Source organism: Haloarcula salinisoli (assembly GCF_019599405.1).
GTDB classification, from domain to species: Archaea; Halobacteriota; Halobacteria; order Halobacteriales; family Haloarculaceae; genus Haloarcula; species Haloarcula salinisoli.
Genome location: NZ_RKLQ01000001.1, coordinates 759054 through 777650 on the forward strand (window position 1 = coordinate 759054; position 18597 = coordinate 777650).

At 63.4% G+C, this 18597-nt stretch carries 22 protein-coding genes and 1 tRNA gene; 19 read left to right on the top strand and 4 right to left on the bottom strand.

Annotation, left to right across the window (positions count from 1 at the left end; translation table 11 throughout):
• Positions 1-87 precede the first annotated feature (87 nt).
• The 19 genes from EGD98_RS03985 to hpt all read left to right on the top strand — a co-directional run bounded on the left by EGD98_RS03985 (position 88) and on the right by hpt (position 15502).
• Positions 88-1005, top strand: coding sequence for a diacylglycerol/lipid kinase family protein (locus tag EGD98_RS03985; protein ID WP_220587059.1), 918 nt, complete (start codon positions 88-90; stop codon positions 1003-1005).
• Between the two features lie 47 nt (positions 1006-1052).
• Positions 1053-2231, top strand: a complete 1179-nt coding sequence (coaBC, locus tag EGD98_RS03990) for a bifunctional phosphopantothenoylcysteine decarboxylase/phosphopantothenate--cysteine ligase CoaBC (protein ID WP_220587060.1) — start codon at positions 1053-1055, stop codon at positions 2229-2231.
• Between the two features lie 92 nt (positions 2232-2323).
• Entirely contained in the window at positions 2324-3370 is a 1047-nt protein-coding gene (locus EGD98_RS03995; RefSeq protein ID WP_328761955.1) for a monovalent cation/H+ antiporter subunit E, read from the top strand.
• Positions 3363-3638, top strand: a complete 276-nt coding sequence (locus tag EGD98_RS04000) for a cation:proton antiporter (protein ID WP_220587061.1) — start codon at positions 3363-3365, stop codon at positions 3636-3638. The genes EGD98_RS03995 and EGD98_RS04000 overlap by 8 nt, the downstream gene beginning before the upstream one ends.
• The gene (mnhG, locus tag EGD98_RS04005; protein ID WP_220587062.1) at positions 3635-3946 is read left to right on the top strand and encodes a monovalent cation/H(+) antiporter subunit G; all 312 of its coding nucleotides are present in this window, start codon (positions 3635-3637) and stop codon (positions 3944-3946) included. The genes EGD98_RS04000 and mnhG overlap by 4 nt, the downstream gene beginning before the upstream one ends.
• A complete protein-coding gene (locus EGD98_RS04010; protein ID WP_220587063.1) occupies positions 3943-4482 on the top strand; it encodes a DUF4040 domain-containing protein in 540 nt (179 codons plus the stop codon). Before mnhG ends, EGD98_RS04010 begins: the two co-directional genes overlap by 4 nt.
• Positions 4479-4946, top strand: a complete 468-nt coding sequence (locus EGD98_RS04015) for a Na(+)/H(+) antiporter subunit B (protein WP_220587064.1) — start codon at positions 4479-4481, stop codon at positions 4944-4946. The genes EGD98_RS04010 and EGD98_RS04015 overlap by 4 nt, the downstream gene beginning before the upstream one ends.
• Positions 4943-5317: a cation:proton antiporter subunit C gene (locus EGD98_RS04020; protein ID WP_220587065.1), complete on the top strand. Its 375-nt coding sequence runs from the start codon at positions 4943-4945 to the stop codon at positions 5315-5317. The genes EGD98_RS04015 and EGD98_RS04020 overlap by 4 nt, the downstream gene beginning before the upstream one ends.
• The gene (locus EGD98_RS04025; RefSeq protein ID WP_220587066.1) at positions 5310-6854 is read left to right on the top strand and encodes a monovalent cation/H+ antiporter subunit D family protein; all 1545 of its coding nucleotides are present in this window, start codon (positions 5310-5312) and stop codon (positions 6852-6854) included. Before EGD98_RS04020 ends, EGD98_RS04025 begins: the two co-directional genes overlap by 8 nt.
• A complete protein-coding gene (locus tag EGD98_RS04030; RefSeq protein ID WP_220587067.1) occupies positions 6851-8635 on the top strand; it encodes a cation:proton antiporter in 1785 nt (594 codons plus the stop codon). Before EGD98_RS04025 ends, EGD98_RS04030 begins: the two co-directional genes overlap by 4 nt.
• On the top strand, positions 8635-10416 hold the full coding sequence (locus tag EGD98_RS04035; RefSeq protein ID WP_220587068.1) for a Na(+)/H(+) antiporter subunit D: 1782 nt from the start codon (positions 8635-8637) through the stop codon (positions 10414-10416). Before EGD98_RS04030 ends, EGD98_RS04035 begins: the two co-directional genes overlap by 1 nt.
• 139 nt (positions 10417-10555) lie before the next feature.
• Complete coding sequence (locus EGD98_RS04040; protein WP_220587069.1) at positions 10556-10939, top strand: type IV pilin domain-containing protein; 384 nt, start codon at positions 10556-10558, stop codon at positions 10937-10939.
• 20 nt (positions 10940-10959) lie between these two features.
• Entirely contained in the window at positions 10960-11337 is a 378-nt protein-coding gene (locus EGD98_RS04045) for a type IV pilin domain-containing protein (protein ID WP_220587070.1), read from the top strand.
• Between the two features lie 152 nt (positions 11338-11489).
• Entirely contained in the window at positions 11490-11939 is a 450-nt protein-coding gene (locus EGD98_RS04050; RefSeq protein WP_220587071.1) for a type IV pilin domain-containing protein, read from the top strand.
• A 150-nt stretch (positions 11940-12089) separates the two neighbouring features.
• Positions 12090-12662 carry a DUF7344 domain-containing protein gene (locus EGD98_RS04055; RefSeq protein ID WP_220587072.1) on the top strand — a complete coding sequence of 191 codons (573 nt, stop codon included), beginning with the start codon at positions 12090-12092 and terminating at the stop codon, positions 12660-12662.
• A gap of 246 nt (positions 12663-12908) precedes the next feature.
• Complete coding sequence (locus EGD98_RS04060; RefSeq protein WP_220587073.1) at positions 12909-13280, top strand: type IV pilin domain-containing protein; 372 nt, start codon at positions 12909-12911, stop codon at positions 13278-13280.
• A 371-nt stretch (positions 13281-13651) separates the two neighbouring features.
• Positions 13652-14023 (top strand): type IV pilin domain-containing protein, encoded by a 372-nt coding sequence (locus EGD98_RS20730; RefSeq protein WP_236039220.1) that lies wholly within the window; start codon positions 13652-13654, stop codon positions 14021-14023.
• Positions 14024-14440: 417 nt separating this feature from the next.
• Positions 14441-14824 (top strand): type IV pilin domain-containing protein, encoded by a 384-nt coding sequence (locus EGD98_RS04070; RefSeq protein ID WP_220587074.1) that lies wholly within the window; start codon positions 14441-14443, stop codon positions 14822-14824.
• 108 nt (positions 14825-14932) lie between these two features.
• Positions 14933-15502 (top strand): hypoxanthine/guanine phosphoribosyltransferase, encoded by a 570-nt coding sequence (gene hpt / locus EGD98_RS04075; RefSeq protein ID WP_220587075.1) that lies wholly within the window; start codon positions 14933-14935, stop codon positions 15500-15502.
• Between the two features lie 135 nt (positions 15503-15637).
• On the opposite strand, the gene EGD98_RS04080 is transcribed toward hpt, so the two are convergent.
• From EGD98_RS04080 to EGD98_RS04095, 4 genes are all read right to left on the bottom strand, one after another.
• Positions 15638-16876, bottom strand: a complete 1239-nt coding sequence (locus tag EGD98_RS04080) for an RNA-guided endonuclease InsQ/TnpB family protein (RefSeq protein ID WP_220587076.1) — start codon at positions 16874-16876, stop codon at positions 15638-15640.
• Positions 16877-17132: 256 nt separating this feature from the next.
• Positions 17133-17207 (bottom strand) — tRNA-Met (locus EGD98_RS04085).
• A 68-nt stretch (positions 17208-17275) separates the two neighbouring features.
• Entirely contained in the window at positions 17276-17764 is a 489-nt protein-coding gene (locus tag EGD98_RS04090) for a GtrA family protein (protein ID WP_220587077.1), read from the bottom strand.
• Entirely contained in the window at positions 17761-18528 is a 768-nt protein-coding gene (locus EGD98_RS04095) for a glycosyltransferase (protein WP_220587078.1), read from the bottom strand. The genes EGD98_RS04090 and EGD98_RS04095 overlap by 4 nt, the downstream gene beginning before the upstream one ends.
• Between the last annotated feature and the right edge of the window lie 69 nt (positions 18529-18597).

The following is an 18597-nucleotide window of genomic DNA, read 5'->3' on the forward strand; positions in this document are numbered from 1 at the left end:
GTCCTCTCCCATTCGGGTGACCGTGGTGGGTCACGCGAAAGCGCCGGATAGCAGCACGCCCCCGGGGTTGTGGACGTCGAGTTGCCGATGACGCACTCGCCAGACGAGACCGTCGTCATCCTGAACCCGGAGAGCGGGAGCGGGAGCCACGGCGCCAACGTCCGACAGCGCGCGAACCGCCTGGGGTACACCGTCGTGGAGACCGACACCGACGGCGACGCGGTGGCCCTGGCCGCCACGGCCGCCGAACGGGGCGTCGAGACGCTGGTCGCGGCTGGCGGCGACGGGACGGTCAACGAGGTCGTCCGAGGTATCCGGCGGGCGGGTGCCCTCGACAGCGTCACGGTCGGCGTCGTCCCCGTCGGGACCGGGAACAACTTCGCGAAGCAAATCGGCGTCACGGACGTGGCGACGGCGTTCGACGTCGTCGAGTCCGGCGACCGACGCCGCATCGACCTCGGGCAAGCCAACGGCCATCTGTTCGTCAACTCCTGTGTCGCCGGACTGACCGCGGACTCGAGCAGCAAAACGTCGCCGGCGATGAAACAGCGCCTGGGTGTCCTTGCGTACGTCGTCACGACGCTCCGGACGGTCACCGACTTCGAATCGCTCCGGCTCACCGTCGCTATCGACGGTCACGAGCGGGCGGCCCCGGCCTGGACCGGTGACGCGCTCAGTGTCCTCATCGGGAACGCCCGGCAGTTCGGCCCGAACCGGACGGGCCCTGCCAACGTCGAGGACGGGCTGTTCGACGTCACCGTCATCGAGGACGTCCCGGTTCTCAGCCTCATGAGCGACGCCGTCGTCGAGCGGCTGCTCGGACGCGACTCCGCATATATCACCCGATTCCGGGCCCAGTCGCTCGCTATCGAGGTCCACAATCCCTCGTCGGTCAGGTTCAGCCTGGACGGCGAGATAATCCAGGAGCGGCGCCTGGCCTTCGAGACCCTGCCGCGAACGCTCTCGGTGGCCGTCGGCGACGGCTACACCCCTCCCCCGGAGTAGGGTATCGACCGGGCGAACTTTTAGGCCGCGACGGCCAAGGGAGGCATATGTTGGAGGGAGTCAACGTCGTTCTCGGTGTTTCGGGCTCCATCGCGGCGGTCAAGACGGTGGAACTGGCCCACGACCTTCGCCGGCACGGAGCCGAGGTCCGGGCGGTCATGACCGACAGCGCGACGGGTATCGTCCACCCCTGGGCCGTCGAGTTCGCAACCGAGAACGACGCCGTCACCGACCTCACCGGTCGGGTCGAACACGTCGAGCTCTGTGGTGTCGACGGCTGGGGCGACCTGCTCCTGCTCGCGCCGGCGACCGCGAACACAGTGGGGAAGGTCGCCGCCGCCATCGACGACACGCCGGTAACGACGACGGCCACGACGGCGCTGGGGGCGGACGTCCCGGTCGTCGTGGCCCCGGCGATGCACGAGCCGATGTACGACCACCCCGGCGTGCTCGACGCCATCTCTCGGGTCGAGTCCTGGGGCGTCGATTTCGTCGACCCCAGAATCGAGGAGGGGAAAGCCAAAATCGCGACCCAGGACGCCATCGTCACGGCGGTCGCGCGGGCGGCGGGCGCACAGCCGCTGGCGGGCCGCCACGTCGTCGTCACCGCTGGCGCGACCACGGAGGAAATCGACCCGGTTCGGACCCTCTCTAACCGTGCCTCGGGCCGGACTGGCCGGGCGGTCGCGCGGGCCTGTCACGTCCTCGGGGCCGACGTGACGCTCGTCCACGATGGTACGGAGGTACCCTACGCGACCGTCGAACGCGTCGAGTCGGCCGCCGAGATGACCGCCGCCGTCGGAGATATCGCCGACGAAGCGGACGCGCTCGTCTCCGCGGCCGCCATCTCGGACTACACCGTCGACGCCGCCGACGAGAAGATACGCAGCGGCCAGGAGCGACTGACCCTCGAACTCGAACCGACGCCGAAGCTCATCGACACCGTCCGGGCCGACCACCCAGACCTGCCTATCGTCGGCTTCAAAGTCGAGTCAACGGGCGGGGACGAGGGGTTGCTCGCCCGCGCTCGCGACCTCATCGAACGGGTCGACCTCGCCTTCGTCGTCGCCAACGACGCCAGCGTGATGGGCGAGTCTGGGACCAGAGCACTGCTCGTCGAGAGCGAGGGCCACACCGAGTACACCGGCGACAAACAGGGGCTGGGCACCGCTGTCGCCGAGAAACTGGCCGCGAAACTGGGCGAACAATCATCCGTGGCCGAGTGATTGCGAAATAGTTTTGCGTATCCCGACGTTCGCTTGGGGTAACGACTGTAGCGCCTCTCAGACACACAGATTCAGGATTCTCACAACCCATCGTGACTACTCCCGACGCCTTCCGCCTGCTGGTGCCCGTCGCCGACTCCGTGACGGTGCGAAATACCATCGCGTACGCGGTCGACGTGGCCACCGAAGCGGCCGCCGACCGGCCGGTCGAACTCCACGTCGTCGACGTTGCCTCGACCCGCGCGGTCGACCCGGACGCGCCGGAGGAACTGGCCGCCGCCAGCGACCTGTTGACGCGGGTCGAGGCCTGGGTCGACGAGGACACGGGCGGGGAGCAACCGTCGAATTTCTCCCTGGTCACCGAGGTCCTCGGCGCCGACCAGTACCTGTTTAGCCCCGGCGACTACGCCGACGTCTTGCTCTCCTACGCAGACGAACAGGACATCGACCGCATCGTCCTGGACTCCGAGTACAGCCCCGGGGGCGCGGGCCCCATGCTGCGGCCCCTGACAATCGAGCTGGCCCGCGGCGACGTGGCGATAGAGGAAGCGCCGGTCGAGCGCCGGACGGAACGGACAGTGCTCACCCGGGCCGCCTCGCTCCCGAAGTACCTCGCCGTCTTCGCTGCCTCCTACCTGTTTTACATGCTGCTCTCGTCGTGGAAACCCATCGACGTTTTCACCGGCTTTCTCACGGCGACACTCGTCGCCGTCCTGCTCGCTCCGGTCGCGTTCAGCGACCAACCGTCCTTCGCCCGGGTGGGCAAACAGACCGTCAGGATGGCCATCTACACGCCCTACCTGTTCAAGGAGATCGCCGTCGCGAACCTCCAGATCGCCTACGTCGTCCTCCACCCCGACCTCCCCATCGACCCCGAAATGGTCGAGCTCGAGGCGGCCGTCTGGGGCGACACCGCGGTGACGACGCTGGCAAACAGTATCACGCTCACGCCGGGGACGCTGACGGTCAGTGTCACCGACCGGGCCTTCGCCATCCACTCGCTGACCGCCGGCTCGCGGGCAGACCTCTTCGACGGCGGGCTGGAACGCGCCGTTCGGTTCGTCTTCTACGGCCGGGAGGCCGCGGCCATCGCGACCCCGCGCGAACGCGGGGACGACGGGGGGCACAGCGATGGTTGAGTTCTCGACTGCGCTGCTGGCCATCGCCGCGGCCTTCGTCCTCTTCGCCGTCGTCGCCCTCTACCGGGTGTTCGTCGGTCCGACCATCCACGACAGGGTCATCGCCGTCAACGTCGCCGGCACCAACACAGTGATAGCCATCGCGCTGGTCGCCGCGGCCTTCGAGGAGTCGGCGTTTCTGGACGTCGCGCTCGTCTACGCACTGCTCAACTTCCTGCTCTCGATAGCCTTCTCGAAGTTCAACGTCGAGCACGGAGGTGTGCTATGACGCCCGTCGAGTGGGCCATCGTCGTGCTGGCGTTGCTTGGCGCGTTCTTCGGCGCCGTCGCCGCTATCGGTATCATCCGGATGCCGGACATATACACTCGCGCACACGCGGCATCGAAGAGTGACACGCTCGGTGCGGTGCTCACTATCGCTGCGGTCGCCCTTGCCCTCGAGTCAGGGCTCTCGACAGTCAAGGCCGCCTTCCTGGTCATCTTCATGTTCATCACGAACCCGACGGCGGCCCACGCCATCGCCCGCGCCGCAGAGGACCAGGGTATCGAGCCGTGGACGACGGAGGACGAGCAATGAGTCTGACGCTGCTCGAGGGGTCGTTGCTACTCTTCGTCCTCGCCTGCGCCCTCGGCACGGCGCTACTGAAAGACACGATGGCGGCAGTCATCGCCTTCGCGGCCTACAGCCTGGGCATCTCCGTCATCTGGCTCGTTCTCCAGGCCCCCGACGTGGGGCTGACCGAAGCCGCCGTCGGCGCCGGTATCATGACCGTCCTGTTCCTGCTGGCGCTTGCCAACACTGTCACGCCGGACGCGGACCGCCTCTTCGAGTCGGTGCGCTGGCGGACGGTCTTCTTCGTCGGTGGGTTCGTCCTCGTGATGGCCGCGACGGTGCCGTCGTTGCCGGCCATCGGCGACCCGACCGCGCCCGTCGTCGGCGGCGAGGTCACCCAGTACTACCTGGAAAACGCCAAAAAGGAGACGCAGGTGAAAAACGCGGTGACGGCGGTGCTTGCGGCCTATCGTGGCTTCGACACGCTCGGGGAGGCCGTCGTGGTCTTCTCGGCCGGCGTCGTCGCGCTCTCCGTGCTCCGTCGGGAGGTGTTCGCATGAGCGCCGACGAGCAACCGGGGCTGTACGTCGAGTCGACCATCATCATGACGACGGTCCGGGTCGTCGCGCCCTTCGTGTTGACCTTCGCCCTCTTTATCATGTTCCACGGCGCGGACACGCCCGGGGGCGGGTTCCAGGGCGGCGTCATCGCCGGCTCGGTCGTGATGATGCTCGCCTTCGCCTACGGCATCGACTCCACGCGGCAGTGGGTCGACGTGCGCGTCGTCGCAGCACTTGCCTCCGGCGGCGTCCTCGTCTTCGCCGGCATCGGGCTGGGCGCGATGGCACTCGGCGGCCAGTTCCTCCAGTACAACGAGTACCTGCCGCTCTACTCGAAAGCCAGCAAGTACGGTATCGAGCTGGTCGAGCTCGGTATCGGCGGGATCGTCGCCAGCATCGCCATCGGCCTCTTTTTCCTGCTCGCGGCCGGGTTCGGCCACGTCACGGGGGATGATGAGCGATGACGGCGGACGTGTTACAGCTCGACCTGCTGACGAGCCGGTACAACTACTACGCGGTCGTCCTGCTGCTCGGTATCGGGCTGTACACACTCATCGAGTCGCCCAACCTCGTGAAGAAGGTCATCGGGATGAACATCTTCCAGACGGGTATCTTCCTGTTTTTCATCACGCTGGCGTTCCGGACCGGCGCGAACCCGCCAATCGTGACGAAAGGCGGGGGACCCTACGTGAGCCCGTTGCCACACGTCCTCATCCTGACCGCCATCGTCGTCGGGGTGAGTCTGACGGCGGTGGCGCTCGCCCTCATCGTCCGCATCTACTCGGAGTACGGCACGCTCGACGAAGACACGCTGGAGGAACTCTACTATGATTGAGCATCTCCCCGTTCTGCTGGTCGTCCTGCCAATAATCGGCGCCTCGGTGCCGCTGGTCGCGAGTCTGTACACCGACCGCTCCGGCTGGTCCATCGCCGTCGTCACGATGCTTGGCCACGCCGCGCTCGCGGGCTTGCTCGCCGAGCGGGTCTGGACCGACGGCGTCGTCAGCTACGCCGTCGGCGGCTTCGCACTGCCCTACGGCATCGAACTGGTCGTCGACGGGCTCTCACTTGCCGTGGTGTTGCTCATCAGCGCCATCTCGCTGGGTGTGCTCGCGTACGCGAGACACGCCGGGCCCCACGAGAACACGTTCTACAGCCAGCTTCTCCTGCTGGTCACCGGCCTCACGGGGATGACGGTGACCGGCGACGTGTTCAACCTCTACGTCTTCCTCGAGATTACCGGTCTCGCGGCCTACGGCCTCGTCGCCAGCGGTCGCGAGGCCAGCGCGGCCGTCGCCGCGCTGAAGTACCTAATCGTCGGCACTGTCGGCGCCTCGCTGTATCTGCTGGGCGTGGGCTACGCGCTCGCCGCGACGGGCACGCTCAACATGGCGGACATGAGCGGGAAACTCGCCGCGGTCGGCTACGACTCGACGCTGGTCCTGACCGCCTTCGGGCTGATGGTCGGCGGCCTCTCGGTGAAAGTCGCGCTGTTCCCGCTGCACACCTGGCAGCCAGACGCCTACGCGAACTCACCCGACAGCGTCAGCGCGTTCATCTCGGCGCTGGTCTCGACGGTGTCGGCGTACGCGCTCGCTCGCTTGCTGTTCTCGGTCTTTACCGTCGACTTCCTGACGGCGGTGCCCGCAGCGCGGTGGGCGCTCATCGTCGTCGCGTCGGTGAGCATCGTCGCCGGGTCGGCGCTGGCCGTCTCCCAGGCCAGCGTCCAGCGTATGCTGGCCTACTCCTCGGTGTCGCAGTTCGGTCTCGTCATCGCCGGATTCGCCGTCGCGACGCCCATCGCGGTCGTCGGCGCGACCGTCCACCTCGTCGGCCACGCGGTGATGAAGGGCGGCCTCTTTGCCGCCACCGGCATCATCGAGCGCGAGACGGGCGCCACGACAATCGGCGGCTACGCCGGGATGGGCGGGCGGACGCCGCTTGCCGCCAGCGCCTTTACGGTCCTCGCACTCGGCATGGTCGGCGTCCCGCCCGCCATCGGCTTCGTCGGCAAGTGGTACATCCTCGTCGGCGCCGTCGAGGCCGAGCTGTGGCCGGTCGTCGCCGTGTTGCTCGCGAGTACACTGCTGACGCTGGCCTACTTCGCCCGGCTCGGTGAACGCCTCTACTTCGCCGAGCCGACCATCCGCGAGGAGGGGTCCATCGCCGACGGCGGTGAGGAGTCCGATGGACTGCGAGCCTCGTCAGAACCCCGTTTTGACGGCGGTGACGGGGACGACGGTGAGGAAGCCGTCTCCACCGGTATGCTCGCCGTGGTCGTCGTCGCCGCCGTCCTCGCGGTCGCGCTGACAGCCGCCGTCCCGGCGCTCGAACAGCTCCTGACAGAGACACTGCCGCCACTCATACAATGACAGACGTCGCATCCCTCAGACCACTGGCCGCCGTGCTCGTCTCAGCGCTCGCTATTCCCGTGATTCTCTCGCTGAAATCGCGACCCAACGTCCGCGAGGGGGTCACCCTTCTGGTGGCCGGGTCCAAGCTCGCCATCGTGGCCAGCATGGTCCCCGGCGTGCTGTCGGGGACCGTCTACGTCACCGAGGTGGTCGACCTGGGCAACGGGCTCGTATTCGCACTCCGGGCCGACGCGCTCGGTATCCTCTTTGGCCTGCTCGCGAGCCTGCTGTGGGTGGTCACCAGCTTCTACTCCATCGGCTACATGCGCGGACTGAGCGAACACGCCCAGACCAGATACTTCGCCTCATTCGCCGCGAGCGTCGCCACGGCCATCGGCGTGGCCTTCGGTGCGAACCTGCTGACCCTCTTTGTCTTCTACGAACTGCTGACGGTGTCGACGTATCCGCTGGTCACCCACGACGAGACCGACGAGGCCCGCGCCGCCGGCCGGAAGTATCTGACCTACACCTTCGGCGGCGGGGTGGCCGTCCTCGGCGGGACGCTGCTGGTCTACTTCCTGACTGGGTCGGGGGCGATGGCTGGGACCACGGCGTTCACGCCGGGCGGTATCGAGGCGCTGGCGACGGCCGACCCCACGCTCGCGAAGGCCGCCTTCGCGCTGCTCGTGGCCGGATTCGGCGTGAAGGCCGCGCTGATGCCGGCCCACTCCTGGCTCCCCGACGCGATGGTCGCGCCGACGCCCGTGTCGGGGCTGCTCCACGCTGTCGCGGTCGTCAAGAGCGGTGTCTTCGGCATCGCTCGCGTCGTGCTGGACGTCTTCGGCACCGACCTCATGGCCGACCTCGGAGTCGCCGTGCCCCTCGCTGCGGTCGCCGCGTTCACCCTGCTCGCCTCGAGTATCATCGCCCTGCGCCAGGACAACCTCAAGCGCCGGCTGGCCTACTCCACTATCAGCCAGCTCTCCTACATCGTGCTGGGGCTTGCGCTGCTTGAGGGCAACGCGCTGATAGGCGGCCTGCTCCATATCCCCGCCCACGCCTTTATGAAGCTCACCCTGTTCTTCTGTGCGGGCGCCATCCACGTCGAGACCCACACCGACGACATCAGCGACATGGCCGGTATCGGGACACGGATGCCCCTGACGATGGCAGCCTTCGCCGTCGCCGCGGCGGGGATGGCCGGCATCCCGCTCGTTGCGGGCTTTGTCAGCAAGTGGTATCTCGTCATCGGGGCGCTGGAAGGCGGGCAGTCGATTTTCGCCGCCGCCCTGCTGGTTTCCGGGGTTCTGAACATCGCGTACTTCTGGCCCATCGTCTACCAGGCGTACTTCGAGACGCCCGAACACCACGACGAGAAGCCCCTCGTCAGCGCCGTCCTCGGGGGGAGCGAGGCCATTCGGTCTGATGGCGGCGAGGGGACCGACAGTCCCCGCTCCCCGTCGGGCTCGCCCGACCTGACCCAGGAAGAGTCAGTCGACGACGCCGAACACCTCGGTGATGGGGACGAACCGGATTCCGAGGCCGACGAGTCGGTGCCCGACCCAGCCCACGTCGACCATCTGGGCAAGCGTCACGAGGACGAGGAACATCACGGCGGCCCGCCCGAGCGCGGGTGGGAACGCCGGGGCTGGCAGGGTCAGGAGAGCACCTGGTTCATGCTCGGCCCCATCCTTACGGCGGCGACGCTGTCGCTGGCACTCGGTATCGCGCCGCGGCTGGCGGTGTTCCTGCGTATCGTCGAGACCATCGTCGGCGGACTGCCGGGGGTGATGGGCTGATGGCGGGACCGCTGACCACCGTGCCGCCCGTGGTCGTCCTGCTCGCCGTGGCTATCGCCATCGCGTTCTTGCCCCGCAAGGCCGGTCACGCGCTGGGTATCGTCGCCTCCGTGGCGGCGCTCGCGTGGTCGTGGGCAGTCCCCTCCGGGGCCTTCATCCGGACGACGTTCCTGGGATTCGACGCCGTCCTGCTGAACGTCGACGACTTCTCGCGGCTGATGGGCATCATCTTCGGCATCATCGGCATCGCAGCGGTGCTGTATTCGTACGCTAGCGAGGCCGAATGCGTCCAGACCGCCTTCGCGTACTCCTACGTCGCCACCAGCTTCGGTGCGGTCTTTGCCGGCGACTGGCTCACGCTGCTGTTCTTCTGGGAGCTGATGGCCGTCACGAGCACGCTGCTGGTCTGGCACCACCGCGGGAAGGCGGTCCGTGCGGGCTACCGGTACGCCATCTTCCACGGTATCGGCGGGACCCTGCTGATGGCCGCGATCCTCCAGAACTACGCCATCAAGGGTACCTTCCTCTTTGGTTCGGTGCCGGGCGGGCCCGAGACAGCGGGTATTGCTCCCGGATTGCCAGCGGCCCTCGCGGCGGTGGGTATCGGCGTCAACGTCGGCTTCATCGGCCTGCACGCGTGGCTCCCCGATACGTATCCGCGGCCACACATCGCCGCCAGCGTCTTCCTCTGCGTGTTCACCACGAAGACAGGCGTCTACGGAATGTACCGGGCGTTCCCCGACGGCCACGTCGCTATCGCCTACATGGGCGGTGGGATGGCTGTCTTCGGGGCGACCTTCGCCCTCTTCCAGAACGATATGCGCCGACTGCTCTCCTATCACATCCAGTCCCAGGTCGGCTACATGATAGCCGGCGTCGGCATCGGGTCGGCACTCTCGCAGGCCGGCGCTTTCGCTCACGTGTTCAACCACATCCTCTACAAGGGGCTGTTGTTCATGACCGCCGGCGTCGTCGTCTACCGTACCGGTGAGGAGAACCTGAAGAAACTCGGCGGACTGGCCCGGCAGATGCCGATTACGGCGGGCGCGTTCACCGTGGCGGCGCTCTCTATCGCCGGCTTCCCCGGCTTCAACGGGTTCGTCAGCAAGGGTATCGTCATCGACGGCGCTCACTACACGTTCGTCGATGGGCCCCTGCCAGTGTACGAGTGGACGACCCTGGAGTGGCTACTCCTGCTTGGTGGGGTCGGCACGTTCATGTCGTTCATCAAGTTCGGCTACTACGCCTTCTTCCACGGCGAGTACGACGGTGACGTCGAGGACGCCAATCGGGGTCAGAGTGTCGCGATGGTCGGTGTCGCCGTCCTCTGTGTGTTCTACGGCCTGTCGGACGCGTCCCTGTTCGCGCTGCTCCCCTTCGACGTCACCAGTAAGGCGGCGGTCGAGAAAGTGTACACGACATACACCGTCGTCCACGTCGTCGAAGGCGTGCTGCTGGGGGTCATCGGGCTCGTCGCCTTCGCCCTCCTGAAGAAACCGCTCTCGAAACTCGGCCGGGTCCCCGACATAGATACTCTCACCAATCCTGCCGTGTTCTACGGGACCCGCGCACTCGTCGTCGGCCTCACGGACCTCTACGACGCCGTCGACCGGGCGACTGTCGCCGGCGCGAGCACCGTCGTCAAATCAGTTACAAATCCTGATACCGTCTACGAAGGGGTCGTCGAGGCTGACCACTCGAACTCACTTCGGGCCGGTATCGGGGTTAGCATCCTCGTGCTCGCCGTTTTCGTGACTGTCGTGCTACTTCTACTGCCCTGAGAATCAAGGGTGTTTTCACAACGGATAATCGGTACTGTACCTTTATACGTATCTGCCCTAATTCTGGGGATAGGGACACGAATGGGACTCAACTGGTAACAGTGCGGCGCCAGCGTCTCAGAACGTGTCGGACACAATCATGGATCTGAAAACACTCATACAAGACGACGACGCGGTGTCGCCGGTCATCGGCGTCATCCTGATGGTGGCTATTACAGTCATCCTCGCGGCCGTCATCGCGACGTTCGTGCTCGGACTCGGCGATTCGCTCAGTAATCAGGCGCCCCAGGCGAGTTTCTCCTGTAACGACACTGGCGCGCTGATACACGATGGCGGCGACGAGCTCAAATCTGACAACCTGGAAACTGGTGACGGGAGCACCGGCTTCAGTTTCGGCACGGGAGACACCTACTCGGCTGGCAGTACGGTGGTTCCTGAGTTCAACAACAGTGAAGCCCCACTCACTTGGTCGTCAGATGGCAGCTCCGCGACGCTGCGGAGTGAGTCCTGCTCGACCACATAAAAAAAATCTAATATATTCAAATGAATATCAAAACCTTACTCGCTGACGACGACGCAGTTTCACCGGTCATCGGTGTCATCCTGATGGTTGCAATCACGGTCATCCTCGCGGCCGTTATCGCCACCTTCGTGCTCGGACTCGGGGACTCGCTGAGCGACCAGGCGCCGCAGGCGAGTTTCACCTGTGAGGGGACGACATTAGTCCACGACGGTGGCGACGAGCTCGACGGCGATAATCTGTACCTGGCGAACGACTCGAACAACGCACTGAGTAATTACGGGCCGGATACACTCTCCGCCGGCGACAATGTCTCAGCCCCGTTCGAGGATGCTCAGGCACCACTCACCTGGCGTTCCGACGGCAGCTCGGCGACGCTCCGGTCCCAACCCTGCTCATAAGCTGATTTGAGCCGCCTCTCTGGCCACCTTTTCGGCCGCTATTTTTCATTCGACGCTCAGTGGCGACGCCAGGAATATAAGATTCCAGTCACTTCCTAACAGTCATATAATAGCGGAACTAACTCCCTAGCATTCGGTACGGGAACAGGAATATGGCTGTCAGCACTCTCCGGTCGGCCGACGACGCGGTCTCCCCAGTCGTCGGTGTCGTCCTGCTCTTTGCCATCAGCATCACCCTCGCAGCAGTCACGGCGGGTGTAGTCGTGGGCGCCGAAGAGGGACTCATCAGTTCGGCACCCACGGCGTCGTTCGAGTTCAACTACGACGCCGATGCCACCGGGAGCGCTGACCTCAACCACAGCGGTAACTCCGGTGCGCTGACGCTCTCCCACGTCGGCGGTGACACGATGGACGCGTCGAACCTGGAGGTCAGGGCCCAACCAGGCGGGACGGCCGGCGAAAGCGCGCTCGGATGGAGCGGGGAGGTAGCGGCTGGTTCGAGCGTGACCGTCACCGTCGACGCCGGCGCGACGGTCAGGCTCGTCCACTCTACGGACGGCAGTTCGACCACGGTCGCGACCTGGGACGCCGATTCGGCCTAGTCCAGCCGCTGACAGCGGGAATTTGACGCCTGGACGGACTAACCCGTCAGTTGAACTTTAATTATTCCAATCGACCATCAACATTATTAGCTCCTGTCTCTCACTGCGTGGTAGAATGGCACTGCCGCGGGGTCAAGGTGAGCGTCGCAGATGAGCCAGCAGCTTCGACGTGCGGAATCCGAGGACGGCCTCTCGAACGAGGAGATATTCGACGTGCTCCAGAACGAGCGCCGTCGGCACGTCCTCCAGTATCTCCGCCAGCATGGCGGGCCGGTATCTCTCGGTGAGCTCGCAGACTACGTCGCCGCCGCGGAGTACGACTGTCTCACCGACGAAGTCACGAGTGCCCAGCGCAAGCGTGTCTACACCACCCTCCAGCAGTCCCACCTCTCCCAGATGGACGAGGTGGGTATCATCGACTACGATAGCGACGAGGGCGTCATCACCACGACCGACCAGACCGAGGAGCTGACGGTTTACCTGGAGATTGTCCCCGAGGGAGAGTTCCCCTGGCGCGAGTACTACCTCTCCTTTGGCGCGATCAGCCTCGCCGTCGTGACGGTGCTGTGGGTCGGCGTCTACCCCTTCACGCTTATTCCCCACCTCGTCTGGGCGACCCTGTTTGCTGTCGTGCTCACTATCTCGGCGCTCTATCATACGCTGGTCGCCCGGGAGATGACGCTGACCGAGTTCGCCAACGACGACGGCCGCGACGACGGCTAAGCGCCCCGCCAATCAACTATGATAGTTCCGGGTGTCGAACCCCGATAGATCGCTTTCTTCGTTGAAACTGAAATCCGGCAGTACAGTGTACTCTTGACGCCGTTCAAGGCGGTGCTGAACGCGTGAAACGTAGGGTGGGTATAAGGGTGGACACCACATGGTAAGTAGATAACACACCCTCGGGGTCCACCTCACGGGTTAGAGGTGCCTGCTCAGACACACGCGGTGTGTTGGAGAACACAACACATGGATCTCAAACAACTAATCCAGGACGACGACGCAGTCTCACCGGTCATCGGGGTCATTCTGATGGTCGCGATTACAGTTATCCTCGCAGCCGTCATCGCGAGTTTCGTACTCGGGCTTGGCGACTCGGCTGGCGACGCCGCACCATCGGTCAGTGTGGATTGTAACACGCAAGGCAATTATATGAACCACACTGGCGGCGCCGAGCTCCAGCATAATAACCTGAACGCCAGTACGGGTAGCCTCGATAAATCTTCCGGCGAGAATTACACCGCAGGTGACGTTATTATCAGCAGTGACGTGAGCGACGATACCCAGCTCGTCTGGAACAACCCCGACGGCAGCAGCTCCTCGATCATCGCCGAGTGCTAACGGACAGTCCCTAACCGATTTTCGTTTTTTGACCGTCAGTCCCGCAGTGACAACACCGACAGACGAGTCAGCCTGAGACCTCTATCAATAGTGACCCGTTCGACGAGACAGACTGGTTGCGCCGCACGCAGTCACCGTTTCGACGGAGCCTGGCTGATACGGTCACTCCGACAAACAACTTCTCCTCTCAACTCAAAATCTGGCATTATTAGTCTTTAGAAGCCGATTTCAAGGCGGTGCTGAACGCGTGAAACGTAGGGTGGGTATAAGCGTGGACGCCACATGGGAAGTAGATAACACACCCTCGGGGTCCACCTCACGGGTTAGAGGTGCCTGCCCAGACACACGCGGTGTGTTGGAGAACACAATATATGGATATCAAACAACTAATCCAGGACGACGACGCAGTCTCGCCGGTCATCGGGGTCATTCTGATGGTCGCGATTACAGTTATCCTCGCAGCCGTTATTGCGAGTTTCGTACTCGGGCTCGGTGACTCGGCTGGCGACGCCGCACCATCGGTCAGTACGGAGTGTAACCTCGGTGGCAGCGGTGACACGTATATGAATCACACTGGCGGTAGTGAGCTGGACAACAGCTCTATCGAGATCAACGGCGGTACTCTTGATGGTGCCGACAATTATACTGCCGGTTCCATCATTGCCACTGGCGTCGATAGCGATTCCCAACTCATCTGGAACAACCCCGACGGCGGCAGCTCCTCGGTCATCGCCGAGTGCTAACGGACAGTCGCTACCCAATTTTCGTTTTTTTGAACGCAAGTCCCGCAGTGACAACGCCGACGCTCGGCCAGGCGCCCGCGCCATTGATGTGACGTTGCGACGACGCGCGCCGCGCGACGACAACGACACAGGCCCCTGTGATACTGTCTCATGACAGCTGTTCTCTCAGCAACTATGATTTTGCCCGCTTGTAGCGGGGACCGACAACCCAAACCGCCAGACCCGACGGTCACTGTCTCAAACCCGATTCCGGTCGGACAGTCGCCCTTGAGAGGGTTCAAGCCACCCCTGAATCAATGAAGAATCGGGTGAATATAAGACTGGATAGCTCATGGTACCCAGACAGCACACTCGCGGGGCTCCCCCAAGGTGGGGTGGCAGTCGGAGACACGCGATGTGTCATAAAAAGGGCAAACTATGGACATCAAACAACTTATCCAGGACGACGACGCAGTATCACCGGTCATCGGGGTCATCCTGATGGTCGCTATCACAGTTATCCTCGCGGCCGTCATCGCGAGCTTCGTACTCGGGCTCGGTGACTCTGCCGGAGACGCTGCACCAACGCTCAGTGTCGAGTGTAACGTCGCGAACGACTACATCAACCATACCGGTGGTGACGAACTCAACGGTGACGAGCTTACACTCCAGAACGGTGATGGCGGTACTATTAACTCAGGCACGTACAACGCTGGAGATCAGCTAGCGAACAGTTCGACTGGCACAACTGTTAGTGGTGACGAACAAATCCAGTGGGCAAACCCCGACGGTAGCAGCACCTCCATCATCGCGGAGTGCTAACGCCAGCTACCTAACTCGAATCGGCACCTGACCATTCCTTTTCCGTTTTATCAACCGACCAGCGACGGCTGACGACGAACTTTAGTACGCCGTGCCAGAAGCACGGCTATGGACAAGCTGCAGCAGTCGTTGCTCGACGCGCCAATCATCGAGAAGGAGGGGTACCACTACTTCGTCCACCCCATCAGCGACGGCGTGCCGATGTTGCGACCCGAACTCCTGCGCGAGATTGTCATCAAGATCATCCGCAAGGCCGAGCTCGACGACGTCGACAAGATCGTCACGCCTGCGGCGATGGGCATCCATCTCTCGACGGCGGTGTCGCTGATGACCGACATCCCGCTCGTGGTGGTCCGCAAGCGCCAGTACGGCCTCGATGGCGAGGTCGCCCTCTCGCAGGTCACTGGCTACTCCGAGAACGAGATGTACGTCAACGACGTCTACGACGGCGACCGCGTGCTCGTCCTCGACGACGTCCTCTCGACCGGCGGCACGCTGGCGGCCCTGACCGGCGCCCTGGAGGACATCGGCGCGGACATCTGTGACATCGTCTGTGTTATCAAGAAAGACGACGGGAAGAACAAGCTCGCCGAGGCGGGCTACGACGCCAAGACGCTCATCAACGTCGTCGTCGAGGACGGCGAGGTCGTGGTTACGGACGAGAACGGCGACGGGTAGGGCGGTATCGGCACTGGTCGAACGTGTGGGTCTGCTCTGATTGCGGACAAAAATAGCGGGAGATGAACTGTCCCGTGTGCTGAGACTTCCTGTGGATTCCGCTAACACACCCGCGACATCATCGGTATGGTCGCCTCAAGTGATGTCCCGGGCCACAGTCGGGGCGTCCACGGCCCCCGATGCCTGCCGTCGTGCCTTCCGAACTGGTGGAAGATTGTCGAGAGCAGGCACATTCCCGTCTTGCGTTTTGTTGACACCTTTCGCAGCGATATTGACGCTTGCACTGCGGTCGCTGTGGTCTTGATGCTCGCAGCTTCGGCATTTGAATCGCTTTTTCCTCCGATTCGCTCGTTCTGTATGTCCACACATCGGACACTGTTGACTTGTGTATTCGGGATCAATCCATCCTGTCGGGATACCTTCGAACGACCCCTTGTACGACGTGTAGTACTGGATCGCTCGAAACGGGAGCCGATGCAAGCGTCGGTTCATCCGCGTGCCGCAGTCGATACTGTCGCGCATCTCTTTGAGGTCTTCAAAGACGATACACGGCTGCACGAACTGTTGGCACCATTCTACGATATGTCGGGAGACTTTGTGGAGTCGGTCACGGACAAACCGCTTTTCGCACCCTTCCAGCGTGCTGTGGATGCTATTTTTCCCAGCCTTCTGTACACGCTTTCGAATCGTCAAGTACCGATGGCGTTCGAACTTGATTTCCGGGAAGTCGATAACCAACGTCTCCCTGACACCGTCTTGGGCAAGCGCGGCCAAAGCCACGTTGTCCTCGTTCACGTCCACACCGACCACTGTCTGCGAATCCTCCTTTGCGCGCACAGTCTGGTCAGTGTTGGTGACGCTGACGTGAAGTTCGGGGTTATCGTCGCGCCAGATTGCTTCGGCGGTACTGATCTTCCACTCGTCGCTGGCTAGTGCGGTCTTGAGAATTTCGAGGTGGGCTTCGTTACCGTTGAGGACTCCTTTGACATGTTTGTAGGGTTTCACACTAATTCTGAACGCTATCTCTCCATCGTCGGTCAGCGAAAGGGTGTACCCTTCCCCGTAGTTCGCTCTGAGAGGGTAAGTCCCGTCCTTGGTGTGACTCGGCTGGCCGAAGTCGTCGTACTCGTGGTAATTCTCCATCGCGTCGAGTGCCTTGGCCACAACACGTTGGGTCGTGTTCTTTACGAGACCAGCGTCGTTGGCTATTCGGTCGGGAATTTCATTCCAGTCCACGCCCTGTTTGGCAAGCCGGATGGTCTCGTTGTAGACTGACCGAGCTTCGAGTGTCGCATCGTACAGCAGACGCTCGTTGTCACTTTCGACCGCGAGCTGGAATACAAGCGTCTTAATTAATGTCGTTTCGCCTGACATATCTGCTGAGTGTTGGATTCATACCGGCGTGCGATTTCCCTGAATGACTCCAACGAGAGTGGTTGTGCTCGTAATGGTATTTAAATAAAAGGCTGCCCACACTCAACTACTCAGTTAGAAAAACCCCCAGAAAACGGGTTTTCAGCCGTCCAAACTACGATAGCACGAGTAGTCCGCCAGATTACGCTAACCGAGACTCACTGCTACTTTGGGAGACTGAACTGCTCGAAGAAATGTAAAACGACCGCCAGGTTGATAGCGGGAGGTAGATTTGAACTACCGATCTGCGGGTTATGAGCCCGCCGGAATCTCCTGGCTATCCCATCCCGCTACCTGTTCATACCCGAGTGCCCTCATTAAGGCTTGTGATTCGACTGCCGTCCGTGAATTCTTGTCGCGCTACGGCGTGTCGTCGCGGTGGACCTGCCAGGTAAAGAGGCTCTCGAAGACGTAGTTCACCGACATCGCGGCGGCGATGGCGATGGGACTGGCGGCGATGAACCACAGGTCCCGGCCGGCGACGACGAGTTCGACGGTCAGCTGCTGGGTCAGGACCCAGTAAACGACCAGCTGGACGGTGACGCCACCGGTTCGGACCAGATGTGATTTCCCCAGCCGCCGCAGGAACGGCGTCAGGCCGGCTTCGCCGTCCTCGGAGAAGGTCCAGTGTTCGTTGACCAGAAACATGACCAGGATGGCGGTCTCGATGCCGGCGGCCTTCGCCCACAGCTCGGGGACGCCGAAGGCCAGGCCTAGCACTGCAAGCACGGCGTTGTCGCTGATGGCTCCGACGATACCGACCGAGAGGAACTGACCGAACCGGACGCCGGAGACGAGCGACTCGAAGCGGTCCGGTACCGCCCGGCGGAGCCGGTCGCCGACGCTCATCGGTCCCGTTCGACGAGCGCGGTGGGCTGTTCGCGCCGGGCTGCGATGGCCGTGTGCAGCCGGTCGTCGCTCAGCTGTTTCGCGCGGTGTCTGGCCGACAGCAGCGCGCGGAAAAGAGCCAGCGAGTCTCTGACCGGCGAGACCGTCGAGCCGGGGCGGTCCTCCCAGTGAATCGGCACCTCGGCGACACGGAGGTCGAGCGCGCCCGCGATGGCGGCGAGTTCGACGTCCCACGCGAAGCCGGGTTCGTACAGGTGCGAGCGGACCTGTCCCCACCCGGCGGCCGTGATGGCCTTCGCTCCGCACTGGTAGTCGTACAGCGAGACCGTAAGCAGGGTGCCGGCGAGCCACGCGAACCCGTCACCCAGGAACCGTCGGGCGAACGTCTGGTGGCTCCCGACCTCCGACTCCGGGTGGCGACGGGAGCCGACGGAGAGGTCGGCCTCGCCATCGGTGACGGGGTCGACGACAGCCGAAAGCGAGTCGGCCGGCGTCGAACCGTCGGCGTCGGCAAACACCAGCACGTCCGTCTCGAGATATTCGAAGCCGGCTGTGATAGCGGCCCCCTTGCCACGCCGGTACGGGACGGTCTCGACGACGGCCGGCAGGTCGTCGAGCTCTGCCGCGACACCGTCGCTGGGCGAGTCGAGTTCGATGACGACCGTCTCCGGCGCCAGCGTCTCCTCGATTGCCGTGACGTACCGCCGCAGTTCCGCGATATCGGGGCGGAACGCGGGAATCACTACACCGACGGTCGTCGACATAGTATCACCCTGTACGGTCAGTGAGTAAAAACCGTTCGGTCGCCTCCAGGCTGAATAAATCAAAAAACG